This is a genomic window from Streptomyces sp. DSM 40868, from assembly GCF_011820545.1.
Classification (GTDB): Bacteria; Actinomycetota; Actinomycetes; order Streptomycetales; family Streptomycetaceae; genus Streptomyces; species Streptomyces eurythermus.
In genome coordinates, this window is the sequence record NZ_CP050504.1 from 5,661,552 (window position 1) to 5,687,122 (window position 25,571).

General features: G+C 69.7%; 19 protein-coding genes. 9 read left to right on the top strand and 10 right to left on the bottom strand.

Features of this window, described 5'->3' with window-relative positions:
• The first annotated feature begins 23 nt into the window (after positions 1–23).
• Positions 24–1,439 carry a hypothetical protein gene (locus HB370_RS25890; protein ID WP_244405642.1) on the top strand — a complete coding sequence of 472 codons (1,416 nt, stop codon included), beginning with the start codon at positions 24–26 and terminating at the stop codon, positions 1,437–1,439.
• Here HB370_RS25890 and HB370_RS25895 read toward each other — a convergent pair.
• The 4 genes from HB370_RS25895 to HB370_RS25910 are packed head-to-tail and all read right to left on the bottom strand — an operon-like array spanning position 1,417 to position 5,255.
• A complete protein-coding gene (locus HB370_RS25895; RefSeq protein ID WP_030778888.1) occupies positions 1,417–2,190 on the bottom strand; it encodes a succinate dehydrogenase/fumarate reductase iron-sulfur subunit in 774 nt (257 codons plus the stop codon). The genes HB370_RS25890 and HB370_RS25895 overlap by 23 nt on opposite strands.
• Positions 2,187–4,118, bottom strand: coding sequence for a fumarate reductase/succinate dehydrogenase flavoprotein subunit (locus HB370_RS25900; protein ID WP_030778892.1), 1,932 nt, complete (start codon positions 4,116–4,118; stop codon positions 2,187–2,189). Before HB370_RS25900 ends, HB370_RS25895 begins: the two co-directional genes overlap by 4 nt.
• Positions 4,118–4,939, bottom strand: a complete 822-nt coding sequence (locus tag HB370_RS25905; protein WP_030778893.1) for a hypothetical protein — start codon at positions 4,937–4,939, stop codon at positions 4,118–4,120. Before HB370_RS25905 ends, HB370_RS25900 begins: the two co-directional genes overlap by 1 nt.
• A gap of 25 nt (positions 4,940–4,964) precedes the next feature.
• Entirely contained in the window at positions 4,965–5,255 is a 291-nt protein-coding gene (locus tag HB370_RS25910) for a hypothetical protein (RefSeq protein WP_030778894.1), read from the bottom strand.
• Between the two features lie 288 nt (positions 5,256–5,543).
• On the opposite strand from HB370_RS25910, the gene HB370_RS25915 reads away from it, so the two are divergent.
• The 7 genes from HB370_RS25915 (at position 5,544) to HB370_RS25945 (ending at position 16,434) form a co-directional block, all read left to right on the top strand.
• Positions 5,544–7,691, top strand: coding sequence for an ABC transporter family substrate-binding protein (locus tag HB370_RS25915; protein WP_051815474.1), 2,148 nt, complete (start codon positions 5,544–5,546; stop codon positions 7,689–7,691).
• Positions 7,692–7,825: 134 nt separating this feature from the next.
• On the top strand, positions 7,826–9,733 hold the full coding sequence (gene typA, locus HB370_RS25920; RefSeq protein ID WP_030778896.1) for a translational GTPase TypA: 1,908 nt from the start codon (positions 7,826–7,828) through the stop codon (positions 9,731–9,733).
• A gap of 481 nt (positions 9,734–10,214) precedes the next feature.
• Entirely contained in the window at positions 10,215–11,255 is a 1,041-nt protein-coding gene (locus tag HB370_RS25925) for an ABC transporter permease (RefSeq protein ID WP_030778898.1), read from the top strand.
• A gap of 104 nt (positions 11,256–11,359) precedes the next feature.
• Positions 11,360–13,153 (top strand): ABC transporter substrate-binding protein, encoded by a 1,794-nt coding sequence (locus tag HB370_RS25930; RefSeq protein ID WP_030778900.1) that lies wholly within the window; start codon positions 11,360–11,362, stop codon positions 13,151–13,153.
• A 96-nt stretch (positions 13,154–13,249) separates the two neighbouring features.
• A complete protein-coding gene (locus HB370_RS25935; protein WP_030778902.1) occupies positions 13,250–14,227 on the top strand; it encodes an ABC transporter permease in 978 nt (325 codons plus the stop codon).
• 14 nt (positions 14,228–14,241) lie between these two features.
• Entirely contained in the window at positions 14,242–15,303 is a 1,062-nt protein-coding gene (locus HB370_RS25940; protein WP_030778904.1) for an ABC transporter ATP-binding protein, read from the top strand.
• A 9-nt stretch (positions 15,304–15,312) separates the two neighbouring features.
• Positions 15,313–16,434: a dipeptide ABC transporter ATP-binding protein gene (locus tag HB370_RS25945; RefSeq protein ID WP_167513023.1), complete on the top strand. Its 1,122-nt coding sequence runs from the start codon at positions 15,313–15,315 to the stop codon at positions 16,432–16,434.
• 20 nt (positions 16,435–16,454) lie between these two features.
• Here HB370_RS25945 and HB370_RS25950 read toward each other — a convergent pair whose 3' ends face one another.
• The 6 genes from HB370_RS25950 to HB370_RS25975 form a co-directional block, all read right to left on the bottom strand.
• Entirely contained in the window at positions 16,455–17,195 is a 741-nt protein-coding gene (locus HB370_RS25950; protein ID WP_030778908.1) for a class I SAM-dependent methyltransferase, read from the bottom strand.
• 230 nt (positions 17,196–17,425) lie between these two features.
• Complete coding sequence (locus tag HB370_RS25955; protein WP_167513024.1) at positions 17,426–18,469, bottom strand: dipeptide ABC transporter ATP-binding protein; 1,044 nt, start codon at positions 18,467–18,469, stop codon at positions 17,426–17,428.
• 26 nt (positions 18,470–18,495) lie between these two features.
• Entirely contained in the window at positions 18,496–19,521 is a 1,026-nt protein-coding gene (locus tag HB370_RS25960; protein ID WP_030778910.1) for an ABC transporter ATP-binding protein, read from the bottom strand.
• A gap of 10 nt (positions 19,522–19,531) precedes the next feature.
• Entirely contained in the window at positions 19,532–20,512 is a 981-nt protein-coding gene (locus HB370_RS25965) for an ABC transporter permease (RefSeq protein ID WP_030778912.1), read from the bottom strand.
• 84 nt (positions 20,513–20,596) lie between these two features.
• Positions 20,597–22,378 carry an ABC transporter substrate-binding protein gene (locus HB370_RS25970; protein WP_030778914.1) on the bottom strand — a complete coding sequence of 594 codons (1,782 nt, stop codon included), beginning with the start codon at positions 22,376–22,378 and terminating at the stop codon, positions 20,597–20,599.
• A 76-nt stretch (positions 22,379–22,454) separates the two neighbouring features.
• Positions 22,455–23,483 carry an ABC transporter permease gene (locus tag HB370_RS25975; protein WP_030778916.1) on the bottom strand — a complete coding sequence of 343 codons (1,029 nt, stop codon included), beginning with the start codon at positions 23,481–23,483 and terminating at the stop codon, positions 22,455–22,457.
• Positions 23,484–23,947: 464 nt separating this feature from the next.
• Here HB370_RS25975 and HB370_RS25980 point away from each other — a divergent pair, with 464 nt between their 5' ends.
• Positions 23,948–25,570 (top strand): ABC transporter substrate-binding protein, encoded by a 1,623-nt coding sequence (locus tag HB370_RS25980; RefSeq protein ID WP_030778918.1) that lies wholly within the window; start codon positions 23,948–23,950, stop codon positions 25,568–25,570.
• Position 25,571 lies beyond the last annotated feature (1 nt).

Consider the following 25,571-nt stretch of genomic DNA (forward strand, 5'->3'; position numbering starts at 1 on the left):
GGACCAGCCACAGAGGGGGCGGAATGAGCCAGAGACGGATGGACGGGACCCGGGGCGACGACGGCCACGGGGACGAGAACCCGGCCGTGCAGAACCCGGCGCCCGCCCCGCAGGCACCCGAAAGCCGGCCGGCCGAAACGGACACGGACCGCACCGGCGCGGCCACACCGGCCCTGGCCCAGAGCCCGAACCCGTCCCCACAGCCGAAGCCCGCCCCGGCCCCCGACCTTGCCCCGGGCCCCGCTCCTGACCCGGCCCCGGACACGGCCCGCGCCCCTGACCCGTCCCCGCAGCCGGAGTCCGCCCCGGACACTGCCCCCGGCCCGACCGCCACCCCGGACCCGTCCCCGCAGCCGGAGCCCGCCCCGGACACCGCCCCCGGCCCGACCGCCACCCCGACCGCCTCCCCCTCCCGCCCCCGCAAGCGCCGGATCATCCGCCTCCTCGGGGCCCTGCTCGCCCTCCTCCTGCTCCCGTTGCTCACCGCCGAGACCGCGTTGCGGATCAACTACACCGGTGACCCGGCGCCCGGCACCCGCACCCGGCACCGGGACGCGCTCTGGCTGGGGCATGCCTGGGTGGACGGGCGGAAGACCGACCGGGACGTCGAGGCCCTCGCCCGGCGGCTGCGCGACACCGGCATCCGGGACCTCTACGTCCACTCGGGCCCCCTGGAACACGACGGCACCCTGCCCCCGTCGGCGTACAAGAAGGCCCGCTGGTTCACCGACGCCGTGCACCGGGAACTCCCCGGCGTCCGGGTGCAGGCCTGGCTCGGCGACGTGCTGGCCACCGAGACCCCCGACGGGCTGCGCCTGGAACGCGCGGCCACCCGGACCGCGATCCTCGCCTCCACCCGGGCCGTCCTCGACGCCGGATTCCAGGGCGCGCACTTCGACCTGGAGCCCCTGCACTCCGGCGACCGGAACTACCTCGCCCTCCTCGACGACCTGCGCGACCTCACCCACGCCCGGGGCGCGGTGCTGTCCGTCGCCGCCCACCAGATCGACCCGCTGCCCGCCTTCCACTCCTTCTGGGGCACGACCACCGGCCACCCCAAGTGGTGGTCGCAGGCGTACTTCGGGCAGGTGGCCCGCCGGGTGGACCAGATCGCCGTCATGTCGTACGACACCATGCAGCCGACGCAGGGCCTGTACGGCGGTTACGTCGCCCAGCAGACCAGCCTCGCCCTGGAGGTCACCCCGGACGGCACCGACCTGCTGATGGGCCTGCCCTTCTACCACGAGAACCGGTTCGGCCACTGGGCGCACGCCGAGACCGTCCCGGCCGCCGTGCGCGGGGTCCGGCTCGGCCTGAGCCGCACCGACGCCGGCCGCGCCCGCTTCGGCGTCGCCCTGTACGTCGACTTCGCGGCCACCGAGGCGGACTGGCGGGCGTACCGGGACGGCTGGGCGGCTACGTCCCCGACCGCCTCCTGATCTTCGAACCCAGCCACACCAGCGGGTCGTACTTGCGGTCCACGGCCCGTTCCTTCAGCGGGATCAGCGCGTTGTCGGTGATCTTGATGCCCTCGGGGCACACCTCCGTGCAGCACTTGGTGATGTTGCAGTAGCCCAGGCCGTGTTCGTCCTGCGCGGCGCGGGAGCGGTCCAGGCCGGCCCCGGCCGCCGCGTCCAGCGGGTGCATGTCGAGTTCGGCGACGCGCATCAGGAAGCGCGGCCCGGCGAAGGCCCGCTTGTTCTCCTCGTGGTCGCGCACCACATGGCAGGTGTCCTGGCACAGGAAGCACTCGATGCACTTGCGGAACTCCTGCGAGCGGTTCACGTCCTCCTGGAACATGCGGTACTCGCCCGGCCCGAGCCCGGCCGGCGGCACGAAGGCAGGCACCTCCCGCGCCTTCTCGTAGTTGAAGCCGACGTCCGTCACCAGATCGCGGATCACCGGGAAGGCGCGCAGCGGGGTGATGGTGATCGTCTCGGCGCGGTCGAAGACCGACATCCGGGTCATGCACATCAGCCGGGGGCGGCCGTTGATCTCCGCCGAGCAGGAACCGCACTTGCCCGCCTTGCAGTTCCAGCGCACGGCCAGGTCGGGCGCCTGGGTGGCCTGGAGGCGGTGGACGATGTCCAGCACCACCTCGCCGTCGTTGACCTCGACGGTGAAGTCCTCCAGGCCGCCGCCCCCGGCGTCGCCCCGCCACACCTTGAAACGGGCCTCGTAACCGCTCACTCGTACAGCTCCTCTTCGGCGAGGTACTTGACCAGCTCCTCCTTCTCGAAGAGGGCGAGCAGGTCCGGGCGGATGGGTTCGGTTCGCTCGCGGGTGAGCCGGATCTGCGCCCGCGCGGGGTCGGCCGCCGCGAGGCCGCCGGTGGGGTCGGCGAGGGAGCACAGCAGGTTCACGTTGCGCCAGGCGCGGTCCATCGCCGGGTGGTCCTCGCGGGTGTGCCCGCCGCGCGACTCGGTGCGCTCCAGCGCGGCCCGGGCCACGCACTCGCTGACCAGCAGCATGTTCCTCAGGTCCAGGGCGAGGTGCCAGCCCGGGTTGAACTGGCGGTGGCCCTCCACCCCGGCCCGCCGGGCCCGTACCCGCAGCTCGGCCAGCCCGCGCAGGGCCTGCTCCATCTCGCCCTCCCGGCGGATGATGCCGACCAGGTCGTTCATGGTCTGCTGGAGCTCCTGGTGCAGGGTGTACGGGTTCTCCGGGGGACCGGCCTCACCCCCGGCTCCGGCCGTGAACGGGCGCAGTGCCTCCTCCGCCGCCGTGTCCACCTGGGCCTCGTCCACCGGCGGGCGCCGGTCCGCGAGCCCGTGCGCGTACCCGGCCGCGTACCGGCCCGCGCGACGGCCGAACACCAGCAGGTCGGACAGCGAGTTGCCGCCCAGCCGGTTGGAGCCGTGCATGCCGCCCGCCACCTCGCCGGCCGCGTACAGCCCCGGCACCCCGCGCGCCGCCGCCGTGTCGGAGTCGACCGCGACCCCGCCCATCACGTAGTGGCAGGTCGGCCCGACCTCCATCGGCTCCGCCGTGATGTCGACGTCCGCCAGCTCCTTGAACTGGTGGTACATCGACGGCAGCCGGCGCCGGACCACCTCGGCGGGCATCCGGGTGGAGACGTCGAGGAACACCCCGCCGTGCGGGGAGCCCCGGCCCGCCTTCACCTCGGCGTTGATCGCGCGGGCCACCTCGTCGCGGGGGAGCAGCTCCGGCGGGCGGCGGTTGTGGTCCGGGTCCTCGTACCACCGGTCGGCCTCCTCCTCCGACTCGGCGTACTTGTCCTTGAACACGTCCGGGACGTAGTCGAACATGAACCGCTTGCCCTCGGAGTTCCTGAGCACCCCGCCGTCCCCGCGCACCGACTCGGTGACCAGAATGCCCTTCACCGACGGCGGCCAGACCATGCCGGTCGGGTGGAACTGCACGAACTCCATGTTCACCAGGGGAGCGCCCGCCAGCAGCGCCAGCGCGTGCCCGTCCCCGGTGTACTCCCAGGAATTGGAGGTGACCTTGAAGGACTTGCCGATGCCGCCGGTCGCGAGGATCACGGCCGGCGCCTCCAGGACCAGGAAGCGGCCGGTCTCCCGCTCGTAGCCGAAGACCCCCGAGACGCGCCCGCCGTCCTTGAGCACGCGGGTGACCGTGCACTCCTGGAAGACCTTCAGCCGGGACTCGTGGTCACCGGTTGCCCGGTGGTCCTCCTGCTGGAGCGCGACGACCTTCTGCTGGAGGGTGCGGATCAGCTCCAGCCCGGTGCGGTCGCCGACGTGCGCGAGCCGCGGGTACTCGTGGCCGCCGAAATTGCGCTGGGAGATCCGGCCGTCCGCCGTCCGGTCGAACAGCGCCCCCCAGGTCTCCAGCTCCCACACCCTCTCCGGGGCCTCCCGGGCGTGCAGCTCGGCCATCCGCCACTGGTTCAGGAACTTTCCGCCGCGCATGGTGTCGCGGAAGTGGACCTGCCAGGTGTCGTTCTCGTTGGCGTTGGCCATCGCCGCCGCGATGCCGCCCTCGGCCATCACCGTGTGCGCCTTGCCGAACAGCGACTTGCAGATCACGGCCGTACGGGCACCCCGCTCGCGGGCCTCGATCGCGGCCCGCAGCCCGGCGCCGCCGGCACCGACGACCACGACGTCCCACTGCTGCCGTTCCACCGCTGCCATCAGAAGAACCTCGGATCGTCGAAGACACCGGACGCGACCAGATACACGTAGAGGTCGGCGAGCGCCACGCTCAGCAGCGAGGCCCAGGCCAGCTGCATGTGGCGGGCGTTGAGCCGGCCGACGAACTGCCAGGCCCGGTAGCGCACCGGGTGCCTGGAGAAGTGCTTGAGCTTGCCGCCGACGATGTGCCGGCAGGAGTGGCAGGAGAGGGTGTACGCCCAGATCAGCACGATGTTGGCCAGGAACACCAGGGTGCCCAGGCCCATGTGCCCCCACCGGTAGTGCTCGTCCCGGAAGGCCAGCACGGTGTCGTAGGTGAGCACCCCGGCCACCAGCAGGGCGGCGTAGAAGAAGTACCGGTGGACGTTCTGCAGGATCAGCGGGAAGCGGCTCTCGCCGGTGTACGACCGGTGCGGCTCGGCCACCGCGCAGGCGGGCGGGGACGCCCAGAAGGCGCGGTAGTACGCCTTGCGGTAGTAGTAGCAGGTCAGGCGGAAGCCGAGCGGGAAGATCAGGATGATGATCGCGGGTGAGATGCCCCACCAGCCGCCGAACAGATCGGCGTTGGGGCCGGCGCGCATGGCGTCGCAGTTCTCCGCCAGGCACGGCGAGTAGAACGGCGAGACGTACGGCGCCGCGTAGTAGTCGGCGTTCGCGAAGGCCCGCCAGGTCGAGTAGACGACGAAGGCGAGCAGACCGGCCGCGGTGCAGGCGGGCGCCAGCCACCAGCGGTCGGTCCGCAGATGCGGGGCGGTGATCGCGGCGCGCGTACCGGTGCGTACGCCGCCGCGCTGCCGGGGGGATTCCGTACCAGTGGCCAAGTCGGGACTCCGGTCGGTAGCGGGTTCAGGGGGCGCGGCGGTCGCGGGCGCCCAGGCCCTCGTCGTCCGAGTCCGTCCACAGACTGATGTCGTAGGGCGTGTCGGAGATGGTGACGAGGTCGGGCCGGGGGAGCGCGACCGGGGCGGTGGCGGTCTCCCGCAGCAGGGCCACGCTCTCGCGCAGGTGCTCGGCGTCCAGCCGGACCCGCCGTATCTCCAGACCGCCGCGGCCCAGCTGGTGCTCCAGGCGGCTCAGCGACCGGTTGAGGTCGTCCAGACAGCGCTGGACGGCGGTGATGTCGTCGTGCACGGACATGACTTGCCCTCACTTCCACGGGACCGGCGGGCCATGGGCGGCAACGTTCATGCGCCTTGGAGTGTTGCGCCTCGGCCTGCCTGTGTGAAGGGATGTGCGGCGATTGGCCGGGGCGTACGGGTGCATCGTCCGGGCGGTGTGCGCCGCATGGGTGGGCTTACCGGCTGTCGCCGCCGTGTCGCCCGCCGTTGCCGGATCCTTTCCTCTTCAGTGGCGGCATAGATCTGATCAGCTCCATATACCGCCAAATGCGAGCATAAGGCCCGTGGCTCCCCGGAGGTAGCAGAGATGTCCTACGACGGCGACGCCCCCCACGCGGTCGCGGCGGGGCAGCGCCCCACCGGCGCGCGGCCGGCCACGACCCGCCCGCCGCACCCCACCGCGTCCCGGCCCCTCCGCCGGAGCGCCCTGCGGTCGGCCGCCTTCCTCACCGCCGGCGCCCTCGCCGTGCCGCTGCTCGCCGGCTGCGGTGAGGACGAGAAGCCCCCCGCCCCCCTCGCCGGGCAGGACATCGCCCCGGCCGCCCGGAGCCTGGTCGCCGACGGCTCCACCCTGAAGTGGGCCGTGGACGCCCTGCCGGAGACCCTCAACACCTTCCAGGCCGACGCCGACGCCGGCACCGGCAGGGTCGCCCAGGCCGTGCTGCCCTCGATGTTCCGGCTCGACGCGAACGGCCGCCCGGTGGCCAACCCGGCCTACCTGGAATCGGCCGAGATCATCGAGACCGAGCCGCGCCAGGTGGTGCTGTACAAGCTGAACCAGCAGGCCGTGTGGAGCGACGGCCGGGAGATCGGCGCCGCGGACTTCGTCGCCCAGTGGCGCGCCCTGTCCGGCCGCAACAGCGCCTACTGGACCGCCCGCAACGCCGGCTACGACCGCATCGCCAAGATCGAGCGCGGCGACAGCGACCTCCAGGTCCGGGTCACCTTCTCCCGCCCCTACGCCGACTGGAAGTCGCTGTTCTCCCCGCTGTACCCGAAGGACGTCACCGGCACCCCGGACGCCTTCAACGACGGCGCCCGCCGCAAGCTGAAGGTCACCGCCGGCCCGTTCCGGGTGGAGAAGGTCGACACCGCGAACAAGGACGTGGTGCTCACCCGCAACCCCCGCTGGTGGGGCAGACCGGCCAAGCTGGAGAAGATCGTGCTGCACGCCGTACCCCGCGACCAGCGGGCCGCCGCGCTCGCCGACGGCAGCGTGGACCTGGCCGAGGTCGACGCCGCCGACGCCCAGCGAATCGGGCTCGCGCACCGCGCGGGCGGCACCGGCACCCCGCTCCAGGGCGGCGGCCGTACCTCCGTGAAGAAACTGGGGCAGCAGGCACTGCGGGACGTGGAGATCCGCAAGTCGCTGGAGCCCGCCTACACCCAGCTCGCCCTCAACGGCGCCGGTGGCCCCCTGGCCGACGAACGGGTGCGCCGGGCCGTCGCCCGCGCCCTGGACCGCGTGGAGCTGGCCCGGCTGGTGCTCACCCCGCTGGGGCTGCCCGCCGTACCCGTCGGCAGCCATCTGGCGCTGTCCGGGCAGGCCGCCTACGCCGACAACAGCGGCGCGCTCGGCGCCCAGGACGCCAAGGAGGCCCAGGCGCTGCTCGCCGACGCCGGCTGGGTGCGCGGCGGCCCGCTGAAGGAGCAGCACAAGACCCAGAAGGCGGCGGGCTCCGAGCAGCACGGCGAGGACGTCTCCCAGGGCGGCGAGGACGGCGCGTACATCGTCGGCGAGGACGACAAGGGCAACCGCCACGGGACCGCCGGCGACCAGCACACCGACCCGCACCTGGCCCGGGAGGGCCGGGCCGGCGGCGCCCCCGGCGCCTACGCCCCCAAGGGCACGGCCGCCCCCGCCGCCGCGCCGGCCGGGCCGCTCGCCAAGGACGGCAAGCCGCTCGCGCTGCGCTTCGTGCTGCCCTCCGGCCCCGGCTCGGACACCCTGAACTCGGTCGCCGAGCGGATCTCCGCGATGCTGGAGCAGGTCGGCATCCGCGCGACGATCACCAAGGTCTCGGACGAGAGCTACTTCAGGGACCACATCGCCGCCGGCGACTACGACCTCGCGCTGTACTCATGGCCCGCCACCGCCTTCCCGGCGACCGACGCCCGGCCCGTCTACGCCAAGCCGCTGCCGGCGGCGGACGGCTCGGTGAACGTCGAGCAGAACTACACCCGGGTCGGCACCGACCAGGTGGACCAGCTCTTCGACCAGGCCGCGACCACCCTGGACGAGGACGAGGCGCGGGACCTGATCAAGAAGGCCGACTCCCGGATCTGGGCGGCGGCGGGCTCCATCCCGCTCTACCAGCGCCCGCAGCTGGTGGGGGTGCGCAAGAACGTCGTGAACGCGGGTGCCTTCGGCTTCCAGACGCCGGTCTACGAGGACATGGGCTTCCTGAAGAAGGGGGCGAAGGTCTCGCCGGCCCCGGGCAGGGACAAGGGGTAGGACGGCCCGGGCGAGCCTCTTCGGCGGGGGCCACGTACCATGGGGTGAGGCCGTGGCGTGTCCAGCCCGGCAGGGCCCGCGCGACACGGACGTACGCGCAGGGCAGACCGCACACTCCGGGAGTACGCCACAATATGGCCACGCGCCACGACATCCGCAACGTCGCCATCGTCGCCCACGTCGACCACGGCAAGACCACCATCGTCGACGGCATGCTGAAGCAGGCCGGTGCCTTCGCCGCCCATCAGCTCGACCAGGTCGACGACCGGGTGATGGACTCGAACGACCTGGAGCGTGAGAAGGGCATCACGATCCTCGCCAAGAACACGGCGGTCAAGTACCACCCGAAGGACGGCGGGGACCCGATCACCATCAACATCATCGACACCCCCGGCCACGCCGACTTCGGCGGCGAGGTCGAGCGTGGTCTGTCGATGGTCGACGGTGTCGTCCTGCTCGTCGACGCCTCCGAGGGCCCGCTGCCGCAGACCCGCTTCGTGCTGCGCAAGGCGCTCCAGCAGCGCCTGCCCGTCATCCTGTGCATCAACAAGACGGACCGCCCGGACGCCCGGATCGACGAGGTCGTCAACGAGACCTACGACCTCTTCCTCGACCTGGACGCGGACGAGGAGCAGATCGAGTTCCCGATCGTCTACGCCTGCGGCCGTGACGGCGTCGCCTCGCTGACCAAGCCGGCCGACGGCACCGTCCCGGCCGACAGCGACAGCCTGGAGCCGTTCTTCTCCACGATCCTGGAGCACATCCCGGCCCCCACCTACGACGAGGACGCCCCGCTCCAGGCCCACGTCACCAACCTCGACGCCGACAACTTCCTCGGCCGTATCGCGCTGCTCCGGGTCGAGCAGGGCGAGCTGCGCAAGGGCCAGACCGTGGCCTGGATCAAGCGCGACGGCTCCGTGCAGAACGTGCGGATCTCCGAGCTGATGATGACCGAGGCGCTCACCCGCAAGCCCGCCGAGAAGGCCGGCCCGGGTGACATCTGCGCGGTCGCCGGCATCCCGGACATCATGATCGGCGAGACCCTGGCCGACCCGGAGAACCCGGTCGCGCTGCCGCTGATCACGGTGGACGAGCCGGCCATCTCCATGGTGATCGGCACCAACACCTCGCCGCTGGTCGGCCGGGGTGCCACCGGCAAGGGCGCCGACAACAAGGCGGCCGTCAAGGACCGCAAGGTCACCGCCCGCCAGGTCAAGGACCGCCTGGACCGCGAGCTGATCGGTAACGTCAGCCTCCGGGTGCTCGACACCGAGCGCCCGGACGCCTGGGAGGTCCAGGGCCGTGGTGAGCTGGCGCTCGCCATCCTGGTCGAGACCATGCGCCGGGAGGGCTACGAGCTGACCGTCGGCAAGCCGCAGGTCGTCACCAAGGAGGTCGACGGCAAGGTCTACGAGCCGGTCGAGCGCATGACGATCGACGTGCCCGAGGAGCACATGGGCGCGGTCACGCAGCTCATGGGCGTCCGCAAGGGCCGCATGGACAACATGTCCAACCACGGCTCCGGCTGGGTCCGCATGGAGTTCGTCGTGCCGTCCCGCGGTCTGATCGGCTTCCGTACCGAGTTCCTGACCCAGACCCGCGGCACCGGTATCGCCCACTCCATCCACGAGGGCCACGAGCCCTGGTTCGGCACCCTGCAGACCCGGAACAACGGCTCCCTGGTCGCCGACCGCGCCGGTGCCGTCACCGCGTTCGCGATGACGAACCTCCAGGAGCGCGGCGTGCTCTTCGTGGAGCCGGGCACCGAGGTGTACGAGGGCATGATCGTCGGTGAGAACTCCCGCTCCGACGACATGGACGTCAACATCACCAAGGAGAAGAAGCTCACCAACATGCGGTCCTCGACGGCCGATGTGACCGAGTCGATCGTGCCGCCGCGCAAGCTGTCGCTGGAGCAGTCGCTGGAGTTCTGCCGCGACGACGAGTGCGTCGAGGTGACCCCGGAGGCCGTTCGCATCCGCAAGGTCGTGCTCGACCAGCGTGACCGCGCCCGCGCCGCGAGCCGCGCCAAGCACGGCTGATCTCCCGGCACTTGAGCCCGGGTGCCCCCGCCATGGGGGCACCCGGGCTTTTTGCAACCCGTTTTCGGGGGCCCGATGTCCGACATGCGGTGATCGGTGCCCGATAGCCATGTAACAAGTCCGTTTCGCGCCTTCTTCCGGCGAACAGTTTGTCCAGATTTTGGAAGGTCTACGCGTGAGCTGTGACTGAATTGAGATCTACGAGCGGTGGTCGGTAGTCGACCCATGGCAGATAGTTAGCGGCGTAGCGCTCGGGTCAATGGGTCTCGCACTGTGGGGACAGTGCCCGACTCACGAGCACCAGGGGGTGTCTGACCCTCCGTCAGGGGTGTCGGAGGGTGGACGGAAACCCCCTCCTGTTGGTGAACACGTGAAGTCATGAGGAGGGAACCCCAGTCATCACGCGCGTCCGACCGCGGTCACGCGCGTCCTCGGAGTACCCGGGTATCTCTCACACTCATACCTGTGAAACGGACGAACCGTGACAAGTCCTATCGAAACAGAGGGCGGCGGGGCGTCGGCCGTCGTCTCCGGCGCGTTACCGCCGGCGCCAGGGACCCAGGCCGTCGAACTCGCGGGCCGGTCGCCGGGCCGGCTGATGTGGCTGCGCTTCAGACGCGACCGCACCGGCGTGATCTGCGCCGTGGTGGTGATCGGCTACTTCGTCGTCGCACTGCTCGCGCCGCTGCTGGCGAAGCTGCCCGGCACCGATCCGTACACCCTCTACGGCCAGGATCCCACCTACGCCGACCATCCCGTGCTCGACGAATTCGGGCTTCCGCTCGGCTACTTGGGGGGCGTCTCCGGCGAGCACTGGTTCGGCGTCGAGCCGCAGTACGGCCGTGATCTGTTCGCCATGCTGCTGTACGGAATGCGCACCTCCCTGTACATGGCGCTCGGCATCACCGTGCTCATCATGTTCACCGGGGTCGTGATCGGCCTGGTCGGCGGTTACTTCGGCGGCCGTACGGACTACTGGATCGGCCGCGGCACCGATTTCTTCCTCTCTTTTCCCCAGCAGTTGTTCTTCATCGCGTTCATGCCCGTCGTGACGTCGTTCTTCGTGGACCCGCGCGAGGAGACGCCGACCTACTTCCGCGCCGTGGCGATGCTGATCGTGCTGTGGCTGCTGGGCTGGATGGGCATGGCCCGGCTGGTGCGCTCCACCGTACTCTCCCTGCGGGAGCGGGAGTTCGTGGAGGCGGCCCGGGTCTCGGGCGCCTCGCCCTGGCGGATCGTGCGCAAGGAGATCCTGCCCAACGTCGTCACCCCGATCCTGGTGCAGTTCACGTACCAGCTGCCCAGCACCATCCTCAGCATCGCCTTCCTGTCCTTCGCCGGGGTCGGCTTCGTGGAGCCGACGCCCGACTGGGGACGCCTCTTCGCCGCCGGCGCCCGGTACGCCGAGCAGGACCCGGCGTTCATGTTCTTCCCCGGGGTGGCGCTGGTGATCTTCGTCCTGTGCTTCAACCTCCTCGGGGACTCCGTACGGGACGCGTTCGACCCCAAGTCCGGGCGTTAGCACGTCCGTTGGGTGGGGGGTGGCTGCCGCCCCCGCCGGCCCGCACGGCCGGCGCCCGGCAGATCTCACGGATAACAGACCCGACAGGTAGGTGGACAGCCCACATGATGTCTCAGCGTGCCCGCGCAGCGCGTGCCGTCGTGATCGCCCTCGCGGCCGGCTCCCTCGCACTCACGGCCTGCTCGAAGAACGAGGGCGGTAAATCCGGCACGGACTCCAAGAAGGACCAGAAGGAGGCGGCGGTCCAGTCCCAGCCGGTCGTCTACGCCGACGCCGCGGCATCGACCGGCCCCGCCAAGGACCTGCCCGGCGCCAAGTCCGGCGGCACGATCACCGTCTACCAGGAATCCGGCCTGTCCCACCTGGACCCCGGCCAGATCTACGTCTCCGACTCCCGCCAGGTCGCCTATCTGCTCTTCCGCCGCCTGACCCAGTTCCAGGAGGACGACCGGGGCAACGTCTCGGTGGTCGGCGACCTCGCCACCGACTCCGGCAAGTCCTCCGACGGCGGCAGGACCTGGACCTTCACCCTGAAGGACGGCATCAAGGACGAGCACGGCAACCCGATCACCTCGGCCGACATCCGGCACACCATCGAGCGGCAGTACGCGAAGTTCATCTTCGACGGCCCGACCTACGTGCAGACCTGGCTGAGCGGCGCGGACTACCGCAAGGCGCTGCCCGGTGGCGGCTTCGACGGCAAGCACCTGCCGGCCTCGGTGCTGGACACCCCCGACGACAAGACGGTGGTCTTCCACTTCGGCCAGCCGCGCCCGGACCTGCCGCAGACGCTCGCCATGGCCGGCTACGCCGTCGTCCCCGCCAAGGGCGACACCAAGGAGCGGTACGAGAAGAAGCCGGTGGCCACCGGCCCGTACAAGATCGCCGAGAACAAGGTCGGCAAGACCCTGAAGCTGGTGCGCAACACCCACTGGGACCCGAAGAGCGACTCCGTGCGCCACCAGTACGTCGACGGCTTCACCTTCCAGTTCGGCGTCACCGAGTCCACCCAGACCAAGCGGCTGATCGCCGACGAGGGCGACAACAAGAACGCCATCCAGCTCACCGGCGGCGTCGACGCCACCCAGATCCAGGACGTCATCAAGAACCCGGACGCCAGCAAGCGCACGGTCAAGGGCTACCAGCCGTACGTCATGTCGCTGACCTTCAACCTCGACCGGGTCAAGAACAAGAAGGTCCGAGAGGCCGCCACCTACGCGGTCAACTCCAAGTCCCTCATCGCCGGCGAGGGCGGCGCCTACGGCGGTGACGTCGCGCCCAACCTCTTCGCACCGACGCTGCCCGGTTACGAGCCCGCCTACGACCCCTACGGCCGGCTGAAGACCCCGCAGGGCAACGTCGCCAAGGCCAAGGAGATCCTCAAGGACGTCCCGGCCGCCGAGAAGAAGCTCGTCTTCGCCTACGCCAACAGCGAGCAGGGCCAGCGGCGCAAGGTCGCCGTCGAGGACGCGCTGAGCAAGGCCGGCTTCGACGTCGTCGCCAAGGAGGTCGACTCGGCCAGCTACTACGAGCAGATCGGCAAGCTCGACAACCCCTACGACATGTACATCTCCGGGTGGGGCCAGGACTGGCCGTCCCCGGGCACGGTCGTCACCCCGATCTACGACGGCTCGCAGGTCTTCGACGGCTCCGCGAACTACTCGCACGTGAAGGACCCGAAGGTCGACGCCCTCATCAAGAAGGCGCTCACCCAGGCGCCCGCCGAGGCCGCCAAGACCTGGAAGGAAGCCCACCACTACCTGCTGGAGAACGTCCTCCCGGCGGCCCCGCTGTGGTACACGAAGCAGTTCCAGCTCGCCGGTTCGAACGTGGGCGGCGCCCGCTACAGCACGGAGTCCAGCCTCATCGACATCACCCGGCTGTACCTGAAGTCGTGATCCACGGCCGGTGACGGGGGCGCGCGGCGAAACGGGCGCCCCCGTCACCGGCCGCCCCGGCCCATCCACCGTCTCCGCAGGAGCAGCCAGCCCGCCATGGTCCAGTTCATCATCCGGCGCACGGTCGGCGCCTTCGTCACGCTCGTCCTCATCGGGGCGGCGACGTTCTTCCTCTTCGTGGCCGCCCCCTCCGACTACGCCTCCCTGGCCTGCGGCAAGGACTGCTCGCCCCAGCGGCTGGCGGACATCAGGGAGGCCCTCGGCCTCGATCTGCCCCTGGCCCGGCAGTTCTGGGAGTTCATGTCCGGCATCGTGACGGGCCGGGACTTCCCGACCGGTCACTGCCCGGCCCCCTGCCTCGGGGTGTCGTTCTACTCCGGGGACATGGTCTGGAGCACCATCATGGACCGGTTCCCGCTGACCCTCACCCTGGCCGCCGGCGCCTCCGTGGTCTTCCTCCTCGTCGGGATCGGCGCCGGCATGATCGCCGCCTACCGGCGCGGCACCCTGGTCGACAAGGTCGCCACCGGCACCTCCATGGTGCTCAGCTCCTTCCAGATCTACTTCCTCGGCCCGCTCGTGCTGACCGTCCTCGTCTACAGCACCGGCTGGCTGGAGGACCCCAAGTACGTGCCCCTCACCCGGGACCCGGTCGGCTGGTTCGCCGGCATGGCGATCCCGGTCTGTGTACTGGCCACGATCTTCACCGCGCAGTACACCCGTATGGCGCGCTCGTCGATGATCGAGCAGCTCGCCGAGGACCATGTGCGCACCGCCCGCGCCAAGGGCATGTCCCGCGGGTACGTCTTCCTGCGCTACGCCTGGCGCGGCTCGCTCATCCCCATCGTGACCATCCTCGCCATCGACGTCAGTTCCATGCTGGGCGGTGCCGTCGTCACCGAACTGACCTTCTCCCTCCAGGGCATCGGCCGGCTCGCCGTGGACGGCGCGGTCAACAAGGACCTGCCGCTGACGATGGGAGTGATGCTGTTCGGCGCCTTCTTCATCCTGCTCATCAACATCCTCACCGACATCACCTACGCGTGGATCGACCCGCGCATCCGGCTCTCCTAGGAAGACCAGCCATCGTGACCACAGTGACCAAGGCCGAGGGAGCCCCGGCCCCGGCCGGGCCGGGCGGATTCCTCTCGGTGCGCGATCTCCAGGTGACGTTCTCCACCGAGGACGGCCCGGTGAAGGCCGTCGACGGGCTCTCCTTCGACGTCGACCGCGGCCGGACCCTCGGCATCGTGGGCGAGTCCGGCTCGGGCAAGTCGGTCACCAACCTGACCGTCCTCGGGCTGCACGACCCCCTGTTCACGACGGTCGACGGGGAGATCCTCCTGGACGGCAAGGAGCTGATCACCGCCACCGAGAAGGAACTGGAGAAGCTGCGCGGCAACCGGGTGGCGATGATCTTCCAGGACCCGCTCACCGCGCTGTCGCCCTTCTACACCGTCGGCCGGCAGATCGCCGAGCCGTACATGAAGCACACCGGCGCCTCGAAGAAGGCCGCCTGGGAACGTGCCGTGGAGATGCTCGGCAAGGTCGGCATCCCGAACCCGAAGGAGCGCGCCCGGGACTATCCGCACCAGTTCTCCGGCGGCATGCGCCAGCGCGCGATGATCGCCATGGCGCTGGTGTGCGACCCGGACCTGCTGATCGCCGACGAGCCGACCACGGCCCTCGACGTGACCGTGCAGGCCCAGATCCTGGATCTGCTGAAGGACCTCCAGCGGGAGTTCGGCACCGCGATCGTCTTCATCACCCACGACCTCGGGGTCATCGCCGACATGGCCGACGACATCATGGTCATGTACGCCGGGCGCGCGGTGGAGCGCGGCACGGTCGACGAGGTGCTCCGCACGCCGCGGCACCCGTACACCTGGGGCCTGCTGAACTCCATGCCCCGGCTGGACTCCGACCTCGCCACCCCGCTGGAACCCATTCCCGGGACGCCCCCGTCCCTGCTCACCCCGCCGTCCGGCTGCCGCTTCCATCCCCGGTGCGCCTTCCGGGACCGGGTCGGCGGCGACCGCTGCGTCACCGAGAGCCCCGCCCTGGCACCGGGCCGCTCCTCGGCGTGCCACCTCGACGCCGAACAGAAACGCACCGTCTTCGCCGAAGAGATCAGGCCCCGACTGGGCTAGGAGGACAACATGAAAGAGGACCTGGTCCTCCCCGCCGCCCGCGAGGCCACCGCCGACACGCCGCCGGAACCCCTGCTGGAAGTCTCGGGGCTGGTCAAGCACTTCCCCGTCAAGGGCGGCTTCCCCATCAAGCGGACCGTCGGCGCCGTCCAGGCCGTCGACGGGCTGGACCTGACCGTCCACGCGGGGGAGAGCTTCGGCCTGGTCGGCGAGTCCGGCTGCGGCAAGTCGACCACCGGCCGGCTGATCACCCGCCTGCTGGAGCCGACCGGCGGCAGGATCACCTACCGCGGCCGGGACATCAGCCATGCCACGCGCAAGCAGCTCGCCCCCATCCGCTCCGAGATCCAGATGATCTTCCAGGACCCGTACTCGTCGCTGAACCCGCGGCAGACGGTCGGCAAGATCATCTCCGGGCCGATGGAGATCAACAACATCAACCCGGAAGGCGGCCGGGAGAAGCGGGTCCGCGAACTGCTGGAGATCGTGGGCCTCAACCCGGAGCACTACAACCGGTTCCCGCACGAGTTCTCCGGCGGCCAGCGCCAGCGCATCGGAGTCGCGCGGGCGCTGGCACTGGAGCCGAAGCTGATCGTGGCGGACGAGCCGGTCTCGGCGCTGGACGTCTCCATCCAGGCCCAGGTCGTCAACCTGCTCCAGAAGGTGCAGCGGGAACTCGGCATCGCGTTCCTGTTCATCGCCCACGATCTGGCAGTGGTCCGCCACTTCTCCCAGCGTGTGGCGGTCATGTACCTGGGCAAGATCATCGAGGTGGGCGACCGCGACTCCATCTACACCCGTCCGCGCCACCCCTACACCCACGCCCTGCTCTCCGCCGTCCCCGAGGTGACCCTGACGGAGGGCGAGGCGCCCCGGCGCGAGCGGATCCGGCTGGCCGGTGACGTCCCGTCCCCCATCTCCCCGCCCTCCGGCTGCCGCTTCCGCACCCGCTGCTGGAAAGCACAGGAGAAGTGCGCGACCGAGGAGCCTCCGCTGGTCCGGCTCGACGGCAACCGGGACGGCCACCTCACGGCCTGCCACTTCCCGGAGGAACCGACCACCGGGGCCCGGGCCGAGGACATCGTGCTGGACCCGGCCCTGACGGCGCTGGAGGAGGAACTGGGGGACTGACCGCGGCCCGGACGACCCGCTCAGGCCCGGCGGGCCACCGTGATGATCTCCGGGGCCGTGGGGGTGAGCGGGGACCGGTCCCAGTCGCCGTACCGCGCGGCCACCGTCAGGCCCGCCTCGGCGAGGAAGCCCTCCAGTGCCGTGGCGTCCAGGAAGCGCAGGACGCCGTGCACGGAGCGCGGGGCCGGCCAGTGCGGGCCCGCGTAGGTCTCGGTGAAGCGCACCCGGCCCCGCTCCGGGCCGGTGCCGGGCGTCTCGTGCCAGACCCGCACCGGGGTGCCGTCGGGAGCGGTGATCTCGTGCACCCGGTCCGGGGTCCAGCGCTCCCAGGGGCGGGCGGCGGGGTTGCGGGTCTCGAAGACGAGACGGCCGTCGCCGCGGAGGGCGGCGTGGACGGCGTGCAGGCAGGTCCGGATGTCGTCGTCCGTCAGCAGTTCCTGGAAGGCGTGGCCGGTCATGACGACCAGGTCGAACTCCTGCCGCCAGTGCCGTACCCGGACATCGCCGAGGACCCACTCGACGTCGGGCCGCGCCCGGCGGGCCTGGACGAGCATGGCGGGGGCGGGGTCGAGGCCCATCAGCCGTCCCCGGTGTCCCTCGGCCCGGGCCCGCCGCAGTAACCGTCCGGTGCCGCACCCGATGTCCAGCACGGAGCCGGCCTCCCGCAGCAGCCCGAGGTAGAAGTCGTCACCCGGTCCCCAGGGGTTGAGGCTGTCGTACAGCGCGGCGAGCGAGGGATCGGCAAAGGCTTGGTCCACCACCGCGGCAGTGTGACACACCGCACTGAACGATGGGTCGGGAAGGGCGTACTTGTAATCCCTTCAAAACAACTGGAGTTGGTGTTCGGTGACGCGAACCGGTGGAGCACGGAAGAGGGCCCGCGCCTGGGCAGGCACGGGCCCTCGTCCCCTGGACCGGACGTTCATGGGCTCGGGTCAATGGGCCGGTGAAAGTCCGCTCCGCGAGGGGGCGGCTGACGGAAAGGGGTGTGTCAGGCCGCCGCCTCGGGGTCCTTGGAAAGACGCGGGGCGGGCACGGTGTCCGCCGTCTCCGGGTAGTGGCAGGCCGTGAGGTGACCGTCCCGGTTGCCCTCCACCCGCACCAGCGGCGGCGCCTCCGACGCGCACTTCTCGGTCGCCTTCCAGCAGCGGGTGCGGAAGCGGCAGCCGGAGGGCGGGTTGATCGGCGACGGGACGTCTCCGGTCAGCCGGATGCGCTCGCGCGGCTCCTCCTCCACCGTCGCCTCGGGCACGGCGGACAGCAGGGCCCGGGTGTAGGGGTGGCGCGGGTTGCCGTACAGGTCCTCGCGGTCGGCGATCTCCACGATCTTGCCGAGGTACATCACGGCGACGCGCTGCGAGAAGTGCCGGACGATGGCCAGGTCGTGGGCGATGAACACGAACGCGATGCCGAGTTCCCGCTGCACCTTCTGGAGCAGGTTGACGACCTGGGCCTGGATGGAGACGTCCAGGGCGGAGACCGGTTCGTCGGCGACGATCAGCTTCGGCTCCAGGGCCAGGGCGCGGGCCACGCCGATGCGCTGGCGCTGGCCGCCGGAGAACTCGTGCGGGAATCGGTTGTAGTGCTCCGGGTTCAGACCGACGATCTCCAGGAGTTCGCGGACCCGCTTCTCCCGGCCGCCTTCCGGGTTGATGTTGTTGATCTCCATCGGCCCGGAGATGATCTTGCCGACCGTCTGCCGCGGGTTCAGCGAGGCGTACGGGTCCTGGAAGATCATCTGGATCTCGGAGCGGATCGGCGCCAGGTCCCTGCGGCCGGCGTGCGTGATGTCCTGGCCCTGGTAGGTGATCTTGCCGCTGGTCGGCTCCAGCAGGCGGGTGATCAGCCGGCCGGTGGTCGACTTGCCGCAGCCGGACTCGCCGACCAGGCCCAGGCTCTCGCCCGCGGCGACCTGGAAGTCCAGCCCGTCGACGGCCTGGACGGCGCCGACGGTCCGCTTGATGGGGAAGCCGCCCTTGATCGGGAAGTGCTTGGTGAGCCCGGAGACGTCCAGGAGGGGGGTGGTGCTGCTCATGGTGGTGAAGTCCCGTCTGAAGACCGTCAGTGGGTGCGGGCCGCGGCGTAGTCGGAGAACAACTCGCGCTTCTGCTCCGGCGTCAGATGGCAGGCGGCGGCCCGCCCGTCCACGAACTCCAGCGCGGGCCGCTCACTGGAGCACCGCCCGCCGGCCACCTGGTCGGCGAACGCGCACCGGGGGTGGAAGCGGCAGCCGGACGGCGGGTTGAGCAGGGAGGGCGGCGAGCCGGGGATCGGCGACAGCGGTACGTCGACCGGTCCGTCCAGGCTCGGCATGGAACCGAGCAGCCCCAGCGTGTACGGGTGCTGCGGGGTCTGGAGCACTTCCTTCTTCGTGCCGCGCTCCACGCACCGGCCGCCGTACATCACCAGCACGTCGTCCGCGATGTCCGCGATGACGCCCAGGTCGTGCGTGATGAAGATGATCGCGGTGCCGAACTCCTGCTGGAGGTCCTTCAGCAGGTCCATGATCTGCGCCTGGACCGTCACGTCGAGGGCCGTGGTCGGCTCGTCGGCGATCAGCAGCTCGGGGTCGCACACCAGCGCCATGGCGATCATCGCGCGCTGGCGCATACCGCCGGAGAACTGGTGCGGGTAGTCGTCCACCCGGACGTCGGGCTGCGGGATGCCGACCCGGCGGAGCATCTCGACCGCGCGCTCCCGGGCCTCCTTCTTGGAGCAGCCGGTGTGCTTGCGGTACGTCTCGCCGATCTGCGCGCCGATGGTGTGGTACGGCGACAGCGAGGCCAGCGCGTCCTGGAAGATCATCGACATCTTGTTGCCGCGGAGCTGCTCCAGCTCCTTCTCGGTGGCGGTGACCAGCTCCTTGCCGTCGAGCAGGATCTCGCCGTCGAGGGCGGTGTTGCGCGGGTCGTGCAGGCCCAGGATCGCCATGTTGGTGACTGACTTGCCGGAGCCGGACTCGCCGACGATGCCGAGGGTCTTGCCCTTCTCCAGGTCGAAGGAGAGCCCGTCGACGGCCTTGACGACGCCGTCCTCGGTGGAGAAGTGCACCTTGAGGTCGCGGACGGAGAGGAAGGGGGTGCTCATGGGTCTCTCCTTAGGCGAGGCGCACGCGCGGGTCGATCATGGCGTACACGGCGTCCACGATGATGTTGAACACGATGATCGCGGCGGCGGCGACCATGATGACGCCCAGCAGGATCGGCAGGTCGTTGGTGCCGACCGCCTTCACCGAGAGCATGCCGAGGCCCTGGAGGCTGAAGGTCGACTCGGTGATGATCGCGCCGCCGAGCAGCACACCGAGGTCGAGGCCGAAGATGGTGATGATCGGGCCCATGGCGCCGCGCCAGGCGAACCGGAAGAACACCGTGCGGCGGGACAGGCCCTTGGCGCGGGCGGTGCGCACGTAGTCCTGCGTGAGCGATTCGACCATCTGCGAACGGGTCATACGGGTGTAGTTCGCGGTGAAGATCAGCGACAGCACCAGCCACGGCACCAGCAGGCCGGAGAACCACTTGCCGGGGTTGTCGGTGAACGGCGTGTAGCTGGCCCGGTCCAGCAGGTGCAGCTGGTCGACCAGGAGGTAGGTGGCGAACACGCCGACCACGTAGATCTGCATCGAGGACGCGATCAGCGAGGCCGAGCTGGCGATCTTGTCCAGCGCCTTGCCCTGCTTGACGGCGGCCAGCATGCCGGTGCCGACACCGAAGATCAGGAAGACCACGGCGGCGCCGAGGGACAGGGAGATGGTGGTGGGGAAGCGGTCCAGGATGGTGTCCAGCACCGGCTCACGGCTCTGGAACGAGTAGCCCAGGCAGGGCGCGTCGCAGTGCCCGTACGAGGTGTAGTCCCGCCCCACGAACAGGCCCTTGAGCCATTCCCAGTACTGCATGGGGAGCGGATCGGAGATCCCCAGGTTCTTCTTCACCAACTCCAGGGTCTCCGGGGTGCAGACCTTGCCGCAGGCGATGCGGGCGGGGTCGCGCGGAGCGGCGTAGAACAGGACGAACACCAGGGCGCTGATGATCAGCAGAATCACCGCGGCGCCGAGGATCCGGCGGACGAGGAAGCGGAACATGGCAGTTGGGATTTCCTGACGGATGCCGTAGGGGGGAGAGACGGCGGGGCGGCACCGGGGCCGCCCCGCCTAGGGGGCCGTACGTCAGGCCTTGACGAAGGTCTTGTACAGCAGCGTGGCGGAGAAGTTCGGGTCGAACTGCGCGCCGCCGACCTTGTTTCCGTAGACGTAGAAGCGGCGCTGGTACGTCTCGGGGATGAGCGGGGCGACCTCCTCCATGATCCGCTTGTCGAGCGCGGCCCAGGCCTTGCCGGCCTCGTCCTGGTCCGGGATGACGGCGTTCTTCTTGATGCCCTCGTTGATCCAGTCGACGTTGGTCTGCGAGACGTTGTTCTTGCCGTTGCCGATGGCCTCGCCGTCCAGCAGCGGCTGGATCATCGTGAAGGCGGTCGGCCAGTCGGGGGACCAGCCGCCCCACATCACGTCGTAGCTGTTGTCGACCTGCTGGACCTGGTCGTAGTACGACGTGGAGTCGATCGGCTTGATGACCGGGGTGAAGCCGGCCGCCTTGAGCGCGTTCTCGATGACGACCTTGGTCTTGTTGTAGGTCGGGTCGTTCGGGAAGGCGTAGACGATCTTCTGGCCTTCCTTGCCGGCCTCCTTCAGCAGCTTCTTCGCGGCCTCCGGGTCGCCCTGCGGCTTCTTCAGCTTGCCGTACACATCGGTCTTCTGGTAGCCGATGATGTCGGGGCTGAGGACCGAGGTGGCGAAGTCGCCGGCCGACGGGCCGCCGTAGATCTGCCGGATCTGCTGGAGCGGCCAGGCGTGGATGAGGGCCTGGCGGACCTTCAGGTCGGTGACCCGCTTGGTGTTGATCCAGTAGAAGTAGGTGCCGGTGAGCAGACCGTTGAAGGTGCGCTTCTTCAGGTCCGGGTCGGTGAGGACCTTCTGGATGCGCTCGGCCGGAACGCCCTTGTAGATGGACACGGCGTAGGCGTCGTTGCCCTGGGAGGCGATGAGGCGGTCGACGCCGTCCAGCGTCTCGACACCGAAGCGGAACTCGAAGCCGTCCGGGTAGGCGTTGCGGATCGGGTCGGTCTTCGGGTCCCAGTGCTTGTTGCGGACCAGCACCATCGACTTGTCGGTGGTGTGCGCCTTGACCATGTACGGGCCGGAGGCGACGGGCTTCTTGTCGTACTTCTCCTTGGTGTCCAGCTTGGCCGGCACCGGGGCGTAGGAGTGCATCGCCAGCGTGAAGTTGAAGTCCGGCTTGGCCTCGGCCAGCTTGAACGTGATCGTCCGCTTCGCCTTGTCGGTGACGATCGAGTCGAGGTGCTTGCCCTTGTACGGGCCCTCGTAGCCGTCACGCCACTTGCCGGCCTTGCCGGTCAGCGCCCGCTGGACGTAGTCGGCGCCCTCGGTGATGAACGGCGCCCAGGAGCGCTCGATGCCGTGGCGGACGTCCTCGACGGTCAGCTCGCTGCCGTCCTCCCACTTCAGACCCTCCTTCAGCGTGAAGGTCCAGGTCTTGTTGTCGGCGGAAGGAGTGCCGGTGTCGGTGGCCAGGTCGCCGACCAGCTTCTGCTTGCCGGACGCGTCGATCTTGTAGCCGGTCAGGCAGCGGTGCAGCACGTTCGCGACGGTGGAGTTGTACGCGTAGTAGATGCGCTGCGGGTCCAGGTGCGAGAAGTCGTCCGGGGCCAGGCCGTAGATGGTCCCGCCCGTCTTCGCGCCGGGGATCTCCGGGGCCGGGCCGGTGGAGTCGGCCTGGGTGCCGATGGTGACCTTGGCGCCGGTGTACTCCGTGGCGCCGGCGCTCGGGGTACCGCTGCCGCCCGCGTCACCGCTGCTGCACGCGGACAGCACCGTCGAGCCCGCGGCCGCGACAGAGGTGGCGATCAGGAAGTTTCTGCGGGAAAAGGACATGGCTGGCCTGTTCTGCTGGAGGAACGAAGTGGTGCTGGGACCCCGGCCGGGCCCCGTCGCCGTGGCCGGGGATGGATCAGCGCTTGGTCTTGGGGTCCAGGGCGTCGCGGACCGAGTCGCCGAGGAGGTTGAAGGCGACCACGAAGACCACCATCGACAGGCCCGGGAAGAGCATGAAGGTGATGTCGTCCTGGTACACCTTGGCGCCGTTCTGGATCATCACGCCCCAGTCGGGGGTGGGGTCCGTCAGACCGACGCCGAGGAAGGCGAGGCCCGCCTCCGCCGTGACGTACGCGGGCAGCAGCAGCGTCGACTGGATCAGGATCGGCGTCCAGAGGTTGGGCAGCAGTTCCTTGAAGATGATGCGTGCCGGGGACGCGCCGGTGACCTTGGCCGCCTCCACGAACTCCCGCTCGCGCAGGGCGAGCACCTCGCCGCGCAGCAGTCGGGCGATGGAGGCCCAGCCGAAGGCCGTCATCACGAGGATGAGGCTGGTGACCGTCAGCCAGACCGGGGTGTTCTCCTCCGGCGAGACGAAGATGGCCATCACCACGGGCCAGAAGGCGATGAAGAAGAGGGTCTGCGGGAACGCCAGCAGGATGTCGATGACCCGGCCGACGAAGTAGTCCGTCTTGCCGCCGAGGTAACCGGCGGTGACGCCGACGACGACACCGAGCAGGGTCGTCAGCAGGGCGGCCGCGGTCGCGATGAGCAGCGAGTTGCGGATGCCGTAGAGCAGGAAGGTGAAGACGTCCCGCCCGAGCTGCGGCTCGATGCCGAACCAGAAGTCGGAGCTGATGCCGCCGTTGGGCTTGACCGGGTAGTTGAACTCGTTCAGCAGGCCCGGGATGTTCATGCCGTAGGTGGTGTACGGGTCCTTGCCGTACAGCTTGGCTATGAGCGGGGCGAGGATGCCGACGACGAAGAAGAGGATCACCACGAAGGCGGATATGACGCCCGTCCGGTCCCGCTTGAAGCGGATCCAGGCCAGCCGTCCCGGAGAGCGGCTTTCGGTGCCCTTGGGGGTGGCGGGCTTCGCCGATGCGGCGCTGTCTTCGTCGGTCACCTCGAGCGGGGCGGCCGGGGAAGGGGTTGCGGGGGTCATGATGCTCCGTGCCTTGTGGGTCAAGGCTCCGCAGGGCGCTCCCCTACGGGCTACGCCGGACTTTTTCAACGCAATTCATTCAAGGTCAATAAATTCTCGGCCGCCTTGGTTTTCTCTTTACCTTCTTTACTCTCCCTTGATCATTCCGTAGCTACGCGGGTAGCGCGCCGTAATCAATCTGTGCTTCACATCGGACCAACTGCGCGAAACGGGCAACGAGTTCGATATGCGGACGGTGGAGTGTCGACATGCGTACATCACCCCGTCCCAATCCAACGTTTCGGCATCGTTACGCGAAGATCTATTGCACTGGATGGTCAAGATCATCAGTGGCCGGGCGCCGGGTGCCTGCAATCGGATGACGCGTCCCCCTAAAGGCCGTCTTTTCGGGCGGTACGCGACAGCCGCGCGCGGTATGTCTCCCTCGACCCGTATCCGTTTTCCGGCTCATGAGGAGGCACGCCATGCGGTGCGGCACGCATGCCCGACGGGCCGCCTGCGCGGCGGCCCTGGCGCTCGCCGCCACGGGCTGCGCGGGCGTGGGCGCCGGCGGCAACGGCGGCGCGGTGCTCAGCTCCTCCTGGGCCGACCCGCAGAACCCCCTGGAGCCGGCCAACACCAACGAGGTGCAGGGCGGCAAGGTCCTCGACATGATCTTCCGGGGCCTGAAGCGGTACGACCCGAAAACGGGCAAGGCCCGCGACTTTCTGGCCCGGTCCATCGAGACCCGGGACTCGCGCACCTTCACCGTCCGCCTGAAAGACGGCTGGATCTTCTCCAACGGCGAGAAGGTGACCGCCCGCTCCTTCGTGGACGCCTGGAACTACGGGGCGAGCCTGCGCAACAACCAGAAGAACGCCTACTTCTTCGGCTACATCGACGGCTACGACGAGGTCCACCCCGAAAGCGGCCGGCAGCGCGCCGACACCCTGAGCGGACTGAAGGTGGTGGACGACCACACCTTCACCGTCCGGCTCAACCAGAAGTTCTCCGGCTTCCCCGACACCCTCGGCTACGCGGCCTTCGCCCCGCTGCCCCGCGCCTTCTTCACCGACCACGCGGCCTGGGTGCGCAAGCCGGTCGGCAACGGCCCGTACACCATCGAGTCCTATACAAAGGGCGCGCAGATGTACCTGAAGAGGTGGGACCGCTACCCCGGCCCCGACAAGGCGCGCAACGACGGCGTCACCCTGCTCGTCTACACCGACAGCAACACCGCCTACACCGACCTCCTGGCCGGCAACCTCGACCTCGCCGACGACATCCCCGCCGCCCAGCTGAAGAACGTCGAGAGCGACCTGGGCGAGCGCTACCTCAACACGCCCGCGGGCATCCTCCAGACCCTCGCCTTCCCCTACTACGACAAGGACTGGAGCAGACCCGGCGCGGAGAAGGTCCGCACCGGGCTGTCCATGGCGATCAACCGCCGGCAGATCACCGACACCATCTTCCGCGGGACCCGCACCCCGGCCACCGACTGGACCTCCCCGGTGCTCGGCGCGGCCGGCGGCTACAAGAAGGGCCTGTGCGGCAGGGCGTGCGAGTACGACCCCGGCCGGGCGCGCGAGCTGATCGAGGAGGGCGGCGGCATCCCCGGCGGCCGGCTCACCGTGACCTACAACGCGGACTCCGGCTCGCACCGCCAGTGGGTCGACGCCGTGTGCAACTCCATCAACAACGCGCTCGGCGACGACCGGGCCTGCGTCGGCAACCCGGTCGGCACCTTCGCCGACTTCCGCAACCAGCTCGGCGGGCACCGGATGACCGGCCCGTTCCGGGCGGGCTGGCAGATGGACTACCCGCTCATCCAGAACTTCCTCCAGCCCCTCTACTACACCGGCGCCTCCTCCAATGACGGCGCCTGGTCCGACGAGGAATTCGACCGGCTGGTCGACCGGGCCAACGCCGAGACCGACCCCGCCAGGTCCGTCGCCCTCTTCCAGCGCGCCGAGGAAGTCGTCCGGGACCACATGGCCGCGATCCCGCTGTGGTACCAGAACGGCAACGCCGGCTACTCCGAGCGGCTGTCCCACGTGGCGCTCAACCCGTTCAGCGTGCCCGTGTACAACGAGATCAGGGTCGGCTGAG

Bases quoted from the DNA above. Each gene is read 5' to 3' on its own strand.
- HB370_RS25890 (WP_244405642.1), top strand. From the start codon at position 24: ATGAGCCAGAGACGGATGGACGGGACCCGGGGCGACGACGGCCACGGG.
- HB370_RS25900 (WP_030778892.1), bottom strand. From the start codon at position 4,118: ATGGCAGCGGTGGAACGGCAGCAGTGGGACGTCGTGGTCGTCGGTGCC.
- HB370_RS25910 (WP_030778894.1), bottom strand. From the start codon at position 5,255: ATGTCCGTGCACGACGACATCACCGCCGTCCAGCGCTGTCTGGACGAC.
- HB370_RS25915 (WP_051815474.1), top strand. From the start codon at position 5,544: ATGTCCTACGACGGCGACGCCCCCCACGCGGTCGCGGCGGGGCAGCGC.
- typA (WP_030778896.1), top strand. From the start codon at position 7,826: ATGGCCACGCGCCACGACATCCGCAACGTCGCCATCGTCGCCCACGTC.
- HB370_RS25930 (WP_030778900.1), top strand. From the start codon at position 11,360: ATGATGTCTCAGCGTGCCCGCGCAGCGCGTGCCGTCGTGATCGCCCTC.
- HB370_RS25935 (WP_030778902.1), top strand. From the start codon at position 13,250: ATGGTCCAGTTCATCATCCGGCGCACGGTCGGCGCCTTCGTCACGCTC.
- HB370_RS25945 (WP_167513023.1), top strand. From the start codon at position 15,313: ATGAAAGAGGACCTGGTCCTCCCCGCCGCCCGCGAGGCCACCGCCGAC.
- HB370_RS25955 (WP_167513024.1), bottom strand. From the start codon at position 18,469: ATGAGCAGCACCACCCCCCTCCTGGACGTCTCCGGGCTCACCAAGCAC.
- HB370_RS25960 (WP_030778910.1), bottom strand. From the start codon at position 19,521: ATGAGCACCCCCTTCCTCTCCGTCCGCGACCTCAAGGTGCACTTCTCC.
- HB370_RS25965 (WP_030778912.1), bottom strand. From the start codon at position 20,512: ATGTTCCGCTTCCTCGTCCGCCGGATCCTCGGCGCCGCGGTGATTCTG.
- HB370_RS25970 (WP_030778914.1), bottom strand. From the start codon at position 22,378: ATGTCCTTTTCCCGCAGAAACTTCCTGATCGCCACCTCTGTCGCGGCC.
- HB370_RS25975 (WP_030778916.1), bottom strand. From the start codon at position 23,483: ATGACCCCCGCAACCCCTTCCCCGGCCGCCCCGCTCGAGGTGACCGAC.
- HB370_RS25980 (WP_030778918.1), top strand. From the start codon at position 23,948: ATGCGGTGCGGCACGCATGCCCGACGGGCCGCCTGCGCGGCGGCCCTG.